We start from the raw sequence: 15,574 nt of genomic DNA on the forward strand, positions 1-15,574 counted from the left end.
TGCTTAAAACTCATATATAAGGCAATCATAGAGCTCGATATATTTTTAATATCCAGCTCTAAGTCGCTGATGTATAGCGGAAATTGGATAATTGGGGCGTTAGATAGGTTATATCTTTCTTGCAGTGAGGATGAGTGAAATATGCCCGTTGTTTTTGACAAGTTTTATGATTGGTGATAGCTATTCTTTAGCGAATAGAATGTAGTGTTATCTAAAAATTAAAGTTTAGATTTTATAGTGATGGAAAGCTTGTTAAAAAGGTCGGCTAGCCTTAATTAGCCGATCTTTTTGATAGTGCTAGACAGATTAACTATCGCTTTGAGATATCGCTAAATCACTAGCATAAGCAAATAAAGCGGGCGCGCCGCCAGTATGCCAAAACAACACACTGTCCGTTTTTTTGATTTTACCGGTACGAATCATATCAAGTAATCCGCCCATCGCACGCCCTGTATAAACAGGATCTAATAATATCCCTTCCATTTGCGCGGTCATAGCAATGGCTTCATTTTCTAGTGCACCAATCACTCCATAACCGTCTCCCACATAATCAGAATTAAGCACTAAATCTGACTCTGAAAAGGTGTAATCTGCCCCAATCAATGCAGCCGTGCTATTGGCGAGGGAGATAATATACTGATCAAACGGCACTTTATCGGTTTCACCTTTATCAATATTGATACCTACTATCTGATAGGGTGAATCAAAGATTTTATTACCCAGCATCAAGCCCGCTTGTGTGCCACCGGAGCTGGAGGCAAAGAAGATATGCGTGAATGAGATATCCCTCTCTTGACGTTGTAATTCAAGCTCTTTAAAGGCTTCAACAAAGGCAAAAGCACCAAGCTCGCTTGAGCCGCCATAAGGGACAATATAGGGTTTCTTACCTTGTTTTTTGAGCTGCTCTACAATCTCAGGAATGTCTTCCCCTTTACGGTTGCTGCCAGCCCAGTGGATATGGCAGCCAAAAATCTTATCTAACAATAGATTGCCCTGCAACTGTTCTGGCTCGTGTCCGCCCAAAACCAGATGACATTCAAGTCCCAAACTGGCTGCGGCAGCTGCGGTCTGGCGACAATGGTTTGACTGCGCGGCACCTGCTGTCACGATTGTATCCGCACCTTTAGCAAGGGCGTCTCCAATGATAAATTCAAGCTTTCTGGTTTTATTACCGCCTAATGCCAGTCCCGTATTGTCATCGCGTTTCATATAAATTTTAGGACCATTGAGTGCTTTGCTTAATCTGGTCAGCTCAATCAACGGCGTTGGGAAAAACCCTAAAGGTTGCCGATTCATACTCGGCAGGCTTGGTATAGATTTATTTTGCATCATTCATCCTCTTTGAGATAAGGCAAGCTACAGATACTTTTGAATAATATCCGACCATAATAACAATTTGAGTCATACGGACTTCTTACAATTATAAGCTATCAATGCGAATGACTCAGTCTTGGCGAGCTACTGCTATTTACTTTTATATTGGTATAAAACCTACTTCGGAAAATTTTGGGGTATTTCAGTAATACGACCTAAAAAAATGGTGGTCATACATAGAGTATAACCACCACCGGAGAAGTATTTCGAGAACAGAGTAACTAAAATTTAAATAGCAGGCTTAAATTTTCTACGGTAGATACTACGTATGACTGGCATGAATACCATCAAAATAGCCAACAACCATAGAACTACTGTGATAGGGCTGCTCCATAAGATACTAAGCTCGCCTTGAGAGATAGACAGGGCACGTCTTAAGTTAGACTCCATGAGCTCACCCAATACATAGCCCAAAATAAGCGCTGATAAGGGGAAGTTTAGTTTACGTAAGAAATATCCGAAGACACCAAGTGCCACCATAAATACCAAGTCAAAGGTCGTGCTATGGATAGAATATACGCCAACGAAACTGACCGCAGCAATGGCTGGTATCAAGATATAGTTCGGCACATCAAGCAGTTTGGCGAACAAACCCACCAAAGGGATGTTCATGATTAGCAAAATCACGTTACAGATAAATAATGAGGCAATCAGACCCCATACGATATCTGGCTGCTCAGTAAATAACTGCGGACCCGGTGTGATGTTATATAACGTCAATGCGCCCATCATGACTGCTGTCGTACCAGAACCCGGCACACCTAGCGTCAACATTGGCACAAATGAGCCACAAGCTGAGGCATTATTTGCCGCTTCTGGCGAAGCAACACCGCGAAGATCACCATCACCAAAAGTACCAGTATCACCAGCAATTTTGCGTTCACTAGCATAAGTCATGGCACTGGCAATCGTTGCGCCTGCACCTGGTAAGATACCAACGACAAAGCCCATGAGACCACTGCGTAGCATGGCTCCAAAAGCAAAAGTAAACTCTTTAAAGTTTAAGAGACTGCGTTTACCTTGTTCAATAACCTTGTGTCCAGTCGTGGTTTTTTCGAGCAAGATTAGAATTTCACTCACACTAAAGAAACCAATAACAATGGTAGTAAATTGAATACCATCAGATAGGTTGACGCATTGCGAAGAATCTAGAAGGCGATCCTATCGAATATAGAGAATCCTATGGGCTGGCAGAGAAGTTCAGCTATGAGATTAATATTATTTAGGCGTTTATTAAACCTATATCGATAATTAAGTGACCGTTTGAGATAAACAGATTAAAAGACAGTACCTTTAGGAAATACTAAAAGTACTGTCTTTTTTGCCTATATTTTTCTGTTTTATCAATTACCCTGTATTGCGTAGACCCGCTGCCAAAGCATTAATACTACGGATTAATGGATCTTCAACGTCGAGGTCACCAAGATTGGTATCGCTTGTAGCGTCTTTTTGTCTGGCACGCTTTAATAGCTCAATTTGGATATAGTTGGTTGGATCTAAATACGCATTCCGCCATTCAAGAGAAGCGGCAAGATTCTGCTGATGCTCTAATAACGACTCTTGGTTAAGCAAAGAGTTTAAACCTGAATAGGTCAGCTCGTGCTCATCCGTCACCGCTGTCATAATCTGTTCACGTAATATCTCATCGTTACATAATTGGCTATAAGCATGAGCAATACTCATATCAGACTTGGTAAACGCCATTTCAATATTGCTAATAAACACGTTAAAAAATGGCCAGCAGTCAATCATTTCTTTCATCAGTGCTTCATCATCGATGACGCTATGCAACGCACTGCCGACACCATACCAAGCGGGCAGTGTAAAGCGCGCTAATGACCAACCAAATACCCAAGGAATTGCGCGCAAAGTCGTCTTACTTGGTAGACCTTTATTACGATGTGCTGGGCGTGAGCCAATATTTAATAAGGAGATTTCTGCTACTGGCGTCGCTTGGGAGTAGAACTGATAAAACCCTTCGGTATGATCAGTTAGCTTGCGATAACGCTGCTCACCTGCATCTGCTAAACGCGCAAAGAGCGCTTCATAATGTGGCAGTTCAGGCGGTTGCACCACGAATCTTGAGGAGCAAGCTTTAAGCGTGCCAGTGATGCCCATGGTTAGCTCAAATACAGCGGTATCGGTGTTGGCATATTTGGCATAAAGGACTTCGCCTTGTTCGGTCACTTTGATTTGCCCATGCAGTGTACCTGCAGGTTGCGCGGCAATAGCTTTATGCGTTGAGCCGCCACCACGACTTACTGAGCCACCACGACCATGAAATAGGCGGGTTTTGATGCCATATTCTTCTGCGATACGGTTAATGGTCTGCTGCGCGCTATAAAGCTGCCATGCAGAAGTAATGATGCCTCCGTCTTTTGAAGAGTCCGAATAGCCCAGCATGATTTCTTGGGTATTATCTGAGTGTCGTAGCAACCCTCGATATAATGGATTGTCTAAAACTTCAGGTAGAATTTTATCGATGTTTTTAAGATCTTCTATCGTCTCAAATAAGGGGGCTACTGGCAAGTCGGCAGACAGTCGCGCTTCGTCATCCACTCTACATAAGCCTGCAAAGCGCATGAGTAGCAATACTTCTAATAATTGACTGGCGTTATTGGTCATTGAGATAACATAACTGCCAAAAGTATCTTGCCCAACCAGTTTGCGTAAAGTCGCTACTGAGTGCATCAAGGCCAATTGTTCACGGGTTTTATCCGTTAAATTATCGGTATAAATAAGCGGTGTGCCTGGTTTCTTAAGCAAGCGCGTCAACCACTCTTGGCGCTCGGTTTCATTGAGGCTTTGGTAGTCAGGCAAGTTAGAAGCATTGGCAAAAATATCAGCTATCACTTCGCTATGATAAGACGACTCTTGGCGAATATCGAGCGCTGCCAAATGGAAGCCACAGGTTTTGACCAAACGTATTATATCGAGTAATAAGCCTTCGCCATGTGCTGTGTCATGAGTATTCACACTTTGACGGATGATGCGTAAGTCTTCTAATAGTTCTTGTGGATTGGCGTAGGCATCTTTTTTAGCCTCAGTATCATTCCCTTTGCTTTGGATTAAAAGGTTGGTGGCTTTGACTTTATTTAGGATTAAGGAGAGGAATCTGCGATAAGGTTCATTGCCGTAATCATCAAGATTGTAATCAAAGACTCGTCTGTCGAGCTCACTATAACTTTCAATTTTTGCATATACTTCAGGTTCGATAGTAACAATCGTATCACTATGAATAAGCTGACGACGTAGTTTCTTAAGCAACACTTGATAGTGACGCAGCACGGTATCTGCATGCATCAATACGGCCATTTCTGTGGTGTCATGAGTGACAAAGGGATTGCCATCTCTATCGCCACCAATCCAAGAGCCAAAGCTTATGAAAGCAGGTAGAGGGTAGTCTGTTAGCTCAGGATAAATATCAATAATAGCGTTTTTAATATTACGGTAAACCTTAGGAATGGCGTTGAATAAACTGGCATTGAAATAATGCAGGCCATTATTTATTTCGTCATAGACTAAAGGCTTACGCGTCCGCACTTCATCAGACGACCATAGCAGATCAATCGATTGCGCCGTTTTTTCTCTGGCTTGCTCGTAGGCAAAACTGTTTTGTGCAACGTTATTTAAGGCATCGCTATGCGTAAATAAACCTTGTAATAAGTTCATCGTTGTACGTCGACGCGCTTCAGTAGGATGCGCGGTAAATACAGGCATGAATTTTAGTTGCTCAATGAGCTCTTGCATCTGTGCTGGCTCAATATTGCGCTCACGACACTCTAGTAAAGTACGGCGAAACGATCCTTCCCAGCTCTGCTCTGATTGCATACGTAATGCATGGCGCTCTTCACGTAGATAATTCTCTTCACTTAGATTGGCTAAGAAAAAATAGATAGAGAAGCTGCGGATGACATTTTTTAAGGATTGATTGTCCAAAGAGGCAATAAAATCGATGAGCTTCTGCTTATGAGCTTCATGAGGCTCACGGCGCTGTTGAATAAAACCTTTGCGCAGCGTTTCAATCGTATGCAGCGTTTGTTCGCCCGTCTGGCGAGAAATTGCATCCCCTAGGAAGGAACCTAATAAACTAATGCGTTCACGTAATATGTCATTATCTATTATCATCCTTGACCTTCTCCTTAAATTAATTAAAAAATAGTGAAGCAGTAAATCTGTAATTTTGTATAAAGAAAAATACTGCTTAATATAATGTTTAGTAATGAGCAGTGAATAGGACTAATATTCAATTTTATCAAAGACTTAGTATCTTTGATAAAAGCGAATCAGCACAATAATGAGACGATAAAGGCTGGTAAGCTATCTTCTAAAGTGTAGCATGGGTGACTTCGCATATTAAAGAAGTTAGCGGATTAAGTTAACGGCAATGCCGAGGCGGTTAAAAGCGTGTGAGATTGAAAGTTATAGGATAGGTCAGAAATATGGGCAAAATTATTGGAATACCTTTTATACGTGAATTGGTAGCGTTTGCTAAAAAAGATATATAATTATGATATCTAAAATATAGGCACTGAAAACATGAATATCGAAAGCGACACCGCCAATCAAATCGCCAATCAAGTAGAAATAATCTATGAAGATGAATTTCTGGTGGCGATTAATAAAGAGGCTGGGCTGTTGGTGCATCGCAGTTGGCTGGATAAAGGCGAGACACGCTTTGCCATGCAGCTCACCCGTGATGCGGTAGGTTGCCATGTATTTCCGGTGCATAGGTTAGACAAGCCTACGTCAGGCGTGTTGTTATTTGCCAAGAGCTCAGCCGTGGCGCGCAGCCTTACTGAGGCTTTTACTGAACACAAAATGACCAAGCAATATTTAGCTGTGGTGCGCGGCTATATGTCAGAACAAGGCACCGTTGATTATGCGTTGAGCTTTCAGCCCGATGCTATTGCCGATAAGTTCGCTAATTTGGATAAACCGGCTCAAGAGGCAGTGACCCATTGGCAAAGTTTGGCACAAATTGAGTTGCCATTTGCGGTGTCAAAAAAGCATGACACGAGCCGCTATAGTCTAATGCGCTTAACCCCCGAGACCGGACGTAAGCATCAACTGCGTCGGCATATGAGACATTTATTCCATCATATCGTGGGTGATACCAGCCACGGCGATATACGTCACACACGATTTTTTCGTAATCACTATGATTGTACTCGCATGCTGCTACATGCTCAGAGTTTAGCGCTCAGCCATCCGGTCACCGGTGAGCCGTTATTGCTAAAAGCGGGACTAGACGATCAATGGATGCGCATTTTGGAAGAGTTTGCTTGGGTAGAGAGCGCTAAAGTTTAAGCAGTGTAAAGTTTAGGGTTTATCTTCAAAAGTCATATCAAAGAAGTCGACATACAGGTCTTAGTGTAGTTAGCGGGTTTTAAAATAATAAAGACAGAACATACGGGTGCTGCAATCGAAGGTTCAGGTTCAGGTTCAGGTTCAGGTTCAGGTTCATAGTGAGGAATTGAACTGACATTTGCTGTCAAATTCGTAGGCAGTAACCTGGAAGATTACCATTTCAAAAAATACTCATTTGTAGTAATAACTTCACCAGTTTTTCAACCCCTTAACTCAAATCGCTATTTGGACTGTTTCCAAATAATCGTTTATATTCTCGGCTAAATTGGCTGGGGCTTTCATAGCCTACTTGCATGGCAATCTGTGATATTTGAGAGTCATTGGATATGATCAGACGCCTCGCTTCCATTAATCGTAATTTTTTTTGATACTGTAGCGGACTCAACTGTGTAATCTCTTTAAAGTGTTGGTGAAAACCTGAGATACTCATACCACATCGGCTCGCCAAGTCTCCAATCACCACAGGTTCGTCTAAATGCGTTTTTAGCCAATCGGTTGCTTGTGAAATACGGTGAGTATGACTGCCATTGATGACCAGTTGTCGCAACTTATTCCCTTGTTGTGCCGAGAGCATGCGATAATAAATTTCTTGCTGTATTAAAGAAGATAAAAAATCAGTATCATTTGGACAATCAAGTAAGTTTACCAATCGCTCAAACGCTTGCATTATAGCGTCATCTAATTGCCATTTTATTCCCAAATTACCTTCTTTTACTTGTTGTTGAGGCGGTATTCTAGCGAGTACTTCTTGAATCATCACAAGATTTAATTTCATTGATAAAACGATGACAGGATGGTCTGACGAAGCATGCTTAATGTGCATACTTAAAGGAATATCGACAGGGCAAAACATCAGGCTGCTATTGTCAAATTTTTGGCAATCTTTTCCTAAGTAAATCTCGCGCTCGCCTTGCAGGACGATACATATGCTAGGCTCTTGAATGTAGCTGACGGTTTTACTTGGCCTGTCAGCGCAATAGAAAAATAAGTTTGGAATAGTAGATTCGATCGTTTTATTTTTGGGTAATAGTCTAAGTAATTGTTCAATGGTTTTTGTCTGCATGATGTTTTTCTTATTTTTAGGTTTGCTTGATAATATAAATTTTTGGATAATTAGGCAAGAGTTTCGTAGGACTGTTCTAACGGATTGTTGGTTGCGCATCTATAATAATCCCATCACGACGCATCAAGTCTGATTTTAATCATATTCAATAAATCTAAATAAGGAACGCATAATGAAAATATTTTATAAAACTCGTGCTACAGCAACTGGTGGTCGTTCTGGACATACAGGTCTTGACGATGGTTCGCTCGGTTTTGACTTGGTATCCTTTCAAGAAAAAGATAAAGAGGGGGTGAATCCAGAGCAGCTGTTTGCGATGGGTTACGCTGCGTGTTTTGATAGTGCGCTAAATATGACTGCACAACAAATGAAACTACCGGTAACCGCTTCGAAAACATCTGCTCAAGTTGGTATTGGTATGAAAGCGGATAATAGCTATAACTTAGATATAGAGCTGTCTGTCGAAGTATCTGGTATTGATGAAGCCCAAGCACAAACTCTAATCGAGACCGCTCATCAAGTTTGCCCATACTCTAATGCCACTCGTGGCAATGTTGATGTGCGCTTGCATGTTACGGTTGTTTAAATAGCGTTTGTCATTAAAAGCCAATAACTATAAAAAATAATACAACAATAATAAAATGTAAAATTGCTTGGTTACTCTAGGTAGCCAAGCAATTTTTTATGGTACTAAGCAATATAAATACTGCAATATAAATACTAAAATTCTTACACAAGCTCCAGTTTATTGTCTTCCGCTGACTAAGTTACAATGGCTAGCAGCAAATGATAAATCGATTGTATAAGCACTGGGCACATAAGCTGCCAATTGCTTTTAGCTCAGATTAAACTGTTTATGGGCGTCTGTTAGATGCATTGTACTGACACTTAAAAGGCAGATAATGACTTTTGATGAAGTAGCGCAGACCAGTAAGGTTAGCAACTAAGGTAAGTAATGATATAATGCCCCGACAATCGATATTTTATGAAGGGTTTACCTTATGGCTCGTACAGCTAGCGCATTACACATTTTAGTAAAAGACAAAGAACAAGCTGAAGATATCCTTGCCAAGCTTAAAAAAGGCAACATGTTTGATGTGTTGGCTAAGAAATACTCAACCTGCCCATCAGCTAAAAAAGGCGGCAGCTTAGGTGAGTTTAAGCAAGGCGATATGGTACCGCCGTTTGATAAAATTTGCTTCAGCGGCGAACTCCTCACCCCACACTTAGTGAAAACCAAATTTGGCTGGCATGTGGTTAAAGTGCTTTACAGAACGGAAGGGTTAGATTCTGAGCTTTGATTGATATCAATCTAGGATTTTCCGGTACATTCCATATTTTACCGATAAAAAAAGCCTCAGTCGTTAGACTGGGGCTTTCTAAATATTTGGTAGGCATAAGCAGACTCGAACTGCTGACAACACCCTATATCGTTCAAGATAGATCAACCAAATATCATAATACGACAATATCTTATATGTATTGATTTTATTAGCTTACAGAATCGATTCTATAGGCTGTTTTTTATGTGTCATCGATATTGTACATGGCTATGCACTATAAGGTTTAAAAGTGATGGCGATATTTACTTTTCACCACACTCACAGCATTTCGACCACCTATCACATTTATCACAAATAGATGCCGCGCTGCAGCCACACTTCGGGCAGTTACAACTAGCGCTATAACGTATCGCTGGTATCAATGAGTTCACTCTATCTTTAGAAGTCACTTTCATGATAAATCTTCGTCTGTGATGACTCATTCAGTCTGTCACTACTCACTAATTAAGACAACAATCCCGCAATCAGTAGCTTTATTATTGGATGCATCACAATAGATAGTGCTCTTGAACATAGGTCACACATAGCTCATAAAAAGCTTGAGCGGGCGGGGAAATAGATTTGTCAGCCAGTTTAAAGATGCCGATTTGTCTGTTTAAAGAAGGGTCAAGTAAGTTTATCCAAACCAGCTCGGGTTCATTAGAAGGAAAGGCGAGTTTCGGTAAGGTAGTAATGCCAAGATCGTTTCTTAACAATGAGAACAGTGAGGTGATATTTTCTACCGTATAGCGAGCTTTGCGGTTGAGCACTTCTGCAGGTGTGTTCTCAAGTAGTCGACAGGTACCATTATAAATAAAAGGCTCTGCCATGAGTTGTTGCCATTTTAGCCCTTGAGAGTGACGTGATTCATGATTCAGCGTATTACTTTTAAGACAAACCACGCCGATAGGGTCTGATATAAGTGCGGTAAAATCAATATCTGTTTGATTGATACTCGTACAATTACCTAATGCCAAATCCACCTCGCCCGTGAGCAGCCGGTTTGCAACGCCAACCGCGTTATCATCTATCAAAACAATTTCAATATCAGGATATTTCTTTGAATAGGCGACCAATACGCTAGGTAGTAGCTTAGTCACCAGTGATGGTACGCTAGCAATTCTTATCTTCCCTTTATCGCCTGCTGCGGTCGCTCTTAAGCCCTCTTCAAACGCTTGGTAAACACTAATGAACTGCTGAATCTTTGGCAAGCAACTTTCCCCAAACGGCGTCAGTGTTGCTTTATTGCCACTTTCAAATAAACGCTGATCCAGTGTTTTTTCCAGCTCTTTTATAGAGGCGGATAATGCGGCCTGTGTTCTATTAGCGCGGTTAGCTGCCACACGAAAACCCCCTTCTTCTACCACAAACAAAAAATGTCGTAACTGTTGTAGTTTCATAATCGTTAGTGCCTTTGTGCTTGCTGCCGTTGATCAGATACTATCTATTATAGCGATAGATTAAATCTATCATATTTAATATTTAATTAGTTAGATTTGTCATTATTTATTGCGTAGGATAACCAATAACACAGAAATTGCCAAACCATTCATTCAAAGGATATGACGATATGACGACTCCCTCAACCAAACAAGCGGTTCAGACTTCACTTTATGCCTCAAAAGCACCTCTTGAATGGGCAGTCACGAGTAATGGCACATTATACACCGCGCAAATTCCTATTGATGAAAACGGTGATGTGGTCGCAGGTGGTATCGAAGCCCAAACCCGCCAAACCCTTGATAATTTAAAGCATACTTTAGAATGTGCCAATGTAGGCATGGACTCAGTCTTACAGGTACTCATTTATGTCACTGATCGTGAATATCTAAAAACGGTCAATCAAGTCTATGCTGAATATTTTACAGCACCCTATCCAAATCGCGCGGCTTTGGTCATATCTGGATTGGCACGAGAAGAGATGTTGGTTGAGCTAGTCGTTTATGCGACCGTACCATAGTTTTTCCACTATATTTATACGACTCTTTCAATCATTTGAATTTTAATAAACTGAGGACGCCACTATGTCAGCTCAAAACACACAAAAAGTATCACAGCAAGACCCGCAGCAATCCCTTTATATCAATGGTGAGTGGCAAGCGGGTAGCGATACCATTGCTAATATTAACCCATCTGATATCACCGAAACTATCGGCGAGTTCGCCCAAGCCAGTAGCGATCAAGTCAAGGATGCTATTGCTGCTGCCCGTCAAGCCCAACCAAAGTGGGAGGCAACGCCGTTAGAGAAGAAGCAATCTATTCTGCAGGCGATTGGCGATGAGATGATTGCCCGTTGCGATGAATTAGGTACTTTATTGTCACGTGAAGAAGGCAAGCCATTTCTTGAGGGTCGCGGCGAGATTTATCGTGCCGGTCAGTTCTTCCATTATTATGCCGCTGAGGTGTTGCGTCAAATGGGCGATACTGCGGATTCAGTACGTCCAGGGGTTAAAGTGGAAGTAACGCGTGAGGCAGTCGGTGTCGTCGCCATTATCTCTCCTTGGAACTTCCCAACCGCAACCGCTGTATGGAAAATCGCCCCAGCCTTAGCATTCGGCAATAGCGTCATTTGGAAGCCTGCCAATTTAACACCAGCCAGTGCGGTAGCTTTAGCTGAAATCATTCATCGTCAAGGGTTGCCTGAAGGTACGTTTAACTTGGTATTGGGGGGAGGCTCATCAGTTGGTGATGCACTCATTAATTCAAAAGATATCGATGCAGTTAGCTTCACAGGTTCTGTGCCAACCGGTCGTAAAGTGGCTGCGGCAACCGCGCCTAACTTTGTGCGCTGCCAGCTGGAGATGGGTAGTAAGAATGCTTTAGTTATCGCCGATGATGCTGATTTACAAGTCGCTATTGATGCAGCGGTTGCTGGTGCGTTTGGCGGTTCAGGACAAAAATGTACGGCATCTTCACGCTTGATCGTCATGGATGGCATTCATGATGCTTTCGTCGATGGTGTCATTGCAAAAATGAAAACCCTAAAAGTTGGTCATGCGCTTGATGACGGTATCTTTATGGGTCCTGTGGTTGATGATAAGCAACTTGCATCCAACCTACACTGGATTGAAAAGGCCAAGCAAGCCGGTGCCAATTTAGCCTTTGGTGGCGAGCGTTTAGATATGCCGCATGATGGCTATTATATGTCGCCTACCTTGTTTACTGAGACTGATAACAGCTGGGATATCAATCAAGAAGAAGTATTCGCGCCGCTCGCTTGTGTCATGCGCGTCAAAAATTTGGAAGAGGCGATTGCGATGACCAACGATACCCGCTTTGGTCTAACTGGCGGTATCATTACCCAAAGCTTGCGTAATAGCGCGATGTTTAAAGAGCAAGTCCAAGCAGGTTGCGTCATGGTCAATCTAGCCACTGCTGGTACGGACTATCATGTACCGTTTGGTGGTCGTAAAGAGTCTAGCTTTGGCCCGCGTGAACAAGGTCAGTATGCTAAAGAGTTTTATACTATTGTTAAAACGGCTTATCAAAAGGCTTATTAATAGTCAGTTAATGACAGGTGCTAATAGTGATGTGTGGCTGGTAAAGATTCTCCTGCCACAATGCATTCGTAAAAGTATAAAAGGAATTAACCATGTATCAAGACCATATCGTCATTGACGGCTTACAGTATAGCCATTGGGACCGTAACTATTTCAAAATGCTGCAAGCCAGCGGTATCAATGCGGTACATGCTACCTTGGTTTATCACGAGGATTCGCGGCAGACAATGACACGCTTTGCAGAATGGCATGCACGCTTTGAGCAAAACTCAGATCTTATCTTACCAGTGTATTCAGTTACTGATATTGAGATGGCAAAGCAGCAAGGTAAAGTCGGTATCCTTTTTGGCGCGCAAAATTGTTCACCGATTGATGATGAAATTGGGCTTATCAGCGTGATGCGCCGCTTAGGACTACTGATCATGCAGCTGACGTATAACAACCAAAGCCTACTAGCAACCGGTTGTTATGAGAAGAATGACAGTGGCATTACGCGCTTTGGTCAGCAGGCGATAGCAGAGATGAATCGAGTTGGGATGATTATCGATATGTCGCATAGCGCAGAGCGTTCAACGCTTGAAGCGATTGAGCATTCTACGCGCCCGATATGTATCAGTCATGCCAATCCAACGGCTGCACACGATGCGCTGCGTAATAAATCTGATACCGTTATTAGTGCGTTAACCAAAGCGGGCGGGCTGTTGGGTTTTAGCTTATATCCGTTTCATTTGCCGAATGGTAGTGATTGTACGCTCAATGATTTTTGTAGCATGGTTGCTGATTGTGCTGATAAATATGGGGTTGAGCATTTAGCAATTGGTAGTGATTTGTGCCTGAACCAACCACAAGCGGTACTTGAATGGATGCGCAATGGACGCTGGTCAAAGGCAATGGATTATGGCGAAGGTAATGCTAACAATTCAGGTTGGCCGGATACTTTGCCATGGTTTGCAGGCAAGGACGGAATGGAAAATATTTATAACGGTCTGCTCAAACATGGTTTTAATGATGCTGATGCTGGAAAAATCATCGGACAAAACTGGTTTAATTTTCTTGAGAGTGGCATTAAGCCTTTAGTATAAATGCTAGGCACAGATGTAGCTTTCTAAAATGCTGGCTAAACTCAAATTCACGAGCATGAAAGTCACAAGCATTAAAGTATAGATGGGTAAGACGGTTTAGATAAAACGCCAATTTAAATGACGCAACATTATCATATGGAATTACATCATGGCTGATTTAAAAGGATTTAACAGTAAGCAACATGAGCAAGGACGCTCTCACAAAACCGATAAGATAGCGGATAATTTAATGCATGTAGAGACTCCATCAGATACTTTAGGGCTAAAAAACCCAGCATTTTGGTACAGTGGCGGCTTTATCATTGTGTTTGTTCTTATGGCCATCTTTGCTGAAGAGCGCTTGGCAAAATTAATCAATATCGGATTTTCTTGGTCGGCAACGGTCTTTGGTCCTTTTTGGCAAATATTATTGTTAGCGACCTTTGTGATTGCACTAGCAGTCGGCGCAGGTCGCACAGGACGCGTCATTTTAGGTAATCTAGCGAAGCCTGAGATGGACGGTTTTAAATGGATGGCGATTTTATTCTGTACGCTGCTCGCTGGCGGCGGCGTCTTTTGGGCAGCCGCTGAACCTATCGCTCATTTCGTTAGCGCACCGCCTGTTTATGCTGAAACCGCTGATATCCAACAACGCGCTTTCAATGCGCTATCTCAATCCTTTATGCATTGGGGATTTCTAGCTTGGTCAATTGTCGGTAGCTTGACTGCTATTGTAGTGATGCATCTACATTATGATAAAGGCTTACCGCTTAAACCGCGTACACTTTTATATCCTATGTTTGGTGAACGCGTGCTGACAGGTCAAACGGGTGCAATTATCGACGCTTGCTGTATTGTCGCGGTTGCTGCCGGTACGATCGGTCCTATTGGATTTTTGGGATTACAAACCAGCTATGCGTTGAATACGCTGTTTGGTATTCCTGATACCTTTACTACCCAACTTATCATTATCATCTTTGCTATTGCACTTTATACGCTCTCAGCCATTAGTGGTCTTGCTCGAGGTATGCAGCTGCTCAGTCGCTTTAATGTCATATTGGCCTTTGGTCTGATGGTCTTTATTTTGATGTTTGGTCCTACCAAATTTATTGTTAATGGGTATATTCAAGGTGTTGGTACCATGGTGCAAAACTTTATCCCGATGGCAACCTATCGCGGTGATGAAGCTTGGCTTGGTGGTTGGACGGTTTTCTTTTGGGGTTGGTTTTTGGGTTATAGCCCGATGATGGCGATATTTATCGCTCGTATCTCACGCGGTCGCACGATTCGTGAATTGATTACGACCGTGTGCATTTTGGCGCCATTGGTTACCTGCTTTTGGTTCACAGTCATCGGCGGTTCAGGTCTTGCGTTTGAGATTGCCAATCCTGGTAGTGTGAGTACAGCATTTGAAGGCTTTAATCTTCCAGGTGCACTGCTTGCCATTACTCAGCAGCTGCCATTTCCTTTGATAACCTCCTTATTGTTTATCATTCTAACCATGGTTTTCATTGTTACTACTGGTGATTCGATGACCTATACCATCAGTGTCGTTATCAGTGGTGAGAGAGAGCCAAATGCTATCATTCGTACCTTTTGGGGCATCATGATGGGGGTCACGGCGATTGTTCTTATCTCACTTGGTGCAGGCGGGGTGACGGCGTTACAATCCTTTATTGTTATTACGGCGGTGCCTGTCTCCTTTGTTTTGCTGCCATCATTGTGGAATGGACCAAAAATTGCCAAGCAGATGGCAAGAGATCAAGATCTTTATCGCCCTAATAGGGTGGAGACTGCCCATCAGCTTATCGAAGAGCAACTTGTCGAAAAAAGTATTGGTAAAGAAGTTGATTAGGTAGCGCTTTGTTATCGCTGATAGTTTAT

At 42.3% G+C, this 15,574-nt stretch carries 11 protein-coding genes and 2 pseudogenes; 8 read left to right on the top strand and 5 right to left on the bottom strand.

The window, feature by feature from the left end; all coding sequences use genetic code 11:
- Positions 1 to 306 precede the first annotated feature (306 nt).
- Together JMX89_RS03590 and JMX89_RS03595 are read right to left on the bottom strand one after the other, a co-directional pair.
- Entirely contained in the window at positions 307 to 1,332 is a 1,026-nt protein-coding gene (locus tag JMX89_RS03590) for a D-cysteine desulfhydrase family protein (protein ID WP_265088673.1), read from the bottom strand.
- A gap of 270 nt (positions 1,333 to 1,602) precedes the next feature.
- Positions 1,603 to 2,508, bottom strand: a pseudogene (locus JMX89_RS03595) (tripartite tricarboxylate transporter permease); the annotation flags it as partial.
- Here JMX89_RS03595 and JMX89_RS03600 point away from each other — a divergent pair.
- Positions 2,508 to 2,600 (top strand): annotated as a pseudogene (locus tag JMX89_RS03600) (GntR family transcriptional regulator); the annotation flags it as partial. The pseudogenes JMX89_RS03595 and JMX89_RS03600 overlap by 1 nt on opposite strands.
- A 121-nt stretch (positions 2,601 to 2,721) precedes the next feature.
- Here the strand turns inward: JMX89_RS03600 and ppc are convergent.
- Complete coding sequence (ppc, locus tag JMX89_RS03605; protein ID WP_201532223.1) at positions 2,722 to 5,502, bottom strand: phosphoenolpyruvate carboxylase; 2,781 nt, start codon at positions 5,500 to 5,502, stop codon at positions 2,722 to 2,724.
- A gap of 411 nt (positions 5,503 to 5,913) precedes the next feature.
- Between ppc and truC the strand changes: the two genes are divergently transcribed.
- Positions 5,914 to 6,684 carry a tRNA pseudouridine(65) synthase TruC gene (truC, locus tag JMX89_RS03610; RefSeq protein WP_133105023.1) on the top strand — a complete coding sequence of 257 codons (771 nt, stop codon included), beginning with the start codon at positions 5,914 to 5,916 and terminating at the stop codon, positions 6,682 to 6,684.
- A 268-nt stretch (positions 6,685 to 6,952) separates the two neighbouring features.
- Here the strand turns inward: truC and JMX89_RS03615 are convergent, their stop codons facing one another.
- Entirely contained in the window at positions 6,953 to 7,906 is a 954-nt protein-coding gene (locus JMX89_RS03615; RefSeq protein WP_259275399.1) for an AraC family transcriptional regulator, read from the bottom strand.
- A gap of 73 nt (positions 7,907 to 7,979) precedes the next feature.
- Between JMX89_RS03615 and JMX89_RS03620 the strand changes: the two genes are divergently transcribed.
- On the top strand, positions 7,980 to 8,393 hold the full coding sequence (locus tag JMX89_RS03620; RefSeq protein WP_181209837.1) for an organic hydroperoxide resistance protein: 414 nt from the start codon (positions 7,980 to 7,982) through the stop codon (positions 8,391 to 8,393).
- 415 nt (positions 8,394 to 8,808) lie between these two features.
- Positions 8,809 to 9,108, top strand: a complete 300-nt coding sequence (locus JMX89_RS03625) for a peptidylprolyl isomerase (protein ID WP_201532224.1) — start codon at positions 8,809 to 8,811, stop codon at positions 9,106 to 9,108.
- 530 nt (positions 9,109 to 9,638) lie between these two features.
- Here JMX89_RS03625 and JMX89_RS03630 read toward each other — a convergent pair.
- On the bottom strand, positions 9,639 to 10,529 hold the full coding sequence (locus tag JMX89_RS03630; protein ID WP_201532225.1) for a LysR family transcriptional regulator: 891 nt from the start codon (positions 10,527 to 10,529) through the stop codon (positions 9,639 to 9,641).
- A gap of 170 nt (positions 10,530 to 10,699) precedes the next feature.
- On the opposite strand from JMX89_RS03630, the gene JMX89_RS03635 reads away from it, so the two are divergent.
- The 4 genes from JMX89_RS03635 to JMX89_RS03650 all read left to right on the top strand — a co-directional run bounded on the left by JMX89_RS03635 (position 10,700) and on the right by JMX89_RS03650 (position 15,545).
- Entirely contained in the window at positions 10,700 to 11,089 is a 390-nt protein-coding gene (locus tag JMX89_RS03635; RefSeq protein ID WP_201532226.1) for a RidA family protein, read from the top strand.
- Positions 11,090 to 11,153: 64 nt separating this feature from the next.
- The gene (locus tag JMX89_RS03640) at positions 11,154 to 12,629 is read left to right on the top strand and encodes an aldehyde dehydrogenase family protein (RefSeq protein WP_201532227.1); all 1,476 of its coding nucleotides are present in this window, start codon (positions 11,154 to 11,156) and stop codon (positions 12,627 to 12,629) included.
- Between the two features lie 92 nt (positions 12,630 to 12,721).
- On the top strand, positions 12,722 to 13,711 hold the full coding sequence (locus tag JMX89_RS03645; RefSeq protein WP_201532228.1) for a membrane dipeptidase: 990 nt from the start codon (positions 12,722 to 12,724) through the stop codon (positions 13,709 to 13,711).
- Between the two features lie 148 nt (positions 13,712 to 13,859).
- Positions 13,860 to 15,545 carry a BCCT family transporter gene (locus JMX89_RS03650; RefSeq protein WP_201532229.1) on the top strand — a complete coding sequence of 562 codons (1,686 nt, stop codon included), beginning with the start codon at positions 13,860 to 13,862 and terminating at the stop codon, positions 15,543 to 15,545.
- Positions 15,546 to 15,574: the final 29 nt, after the last annotated feature.

The sequence above is a fragment of the Psychrobacter sp. DD43 genome (genome assembly GCF_904846555.1).
GTDB lineage: Bacteria > Pseudomonadota > Gammaproteobacteria > Pseudomonadales > Moraxellaceae > Psychrobacter > Psychrobacter cryohalolentis.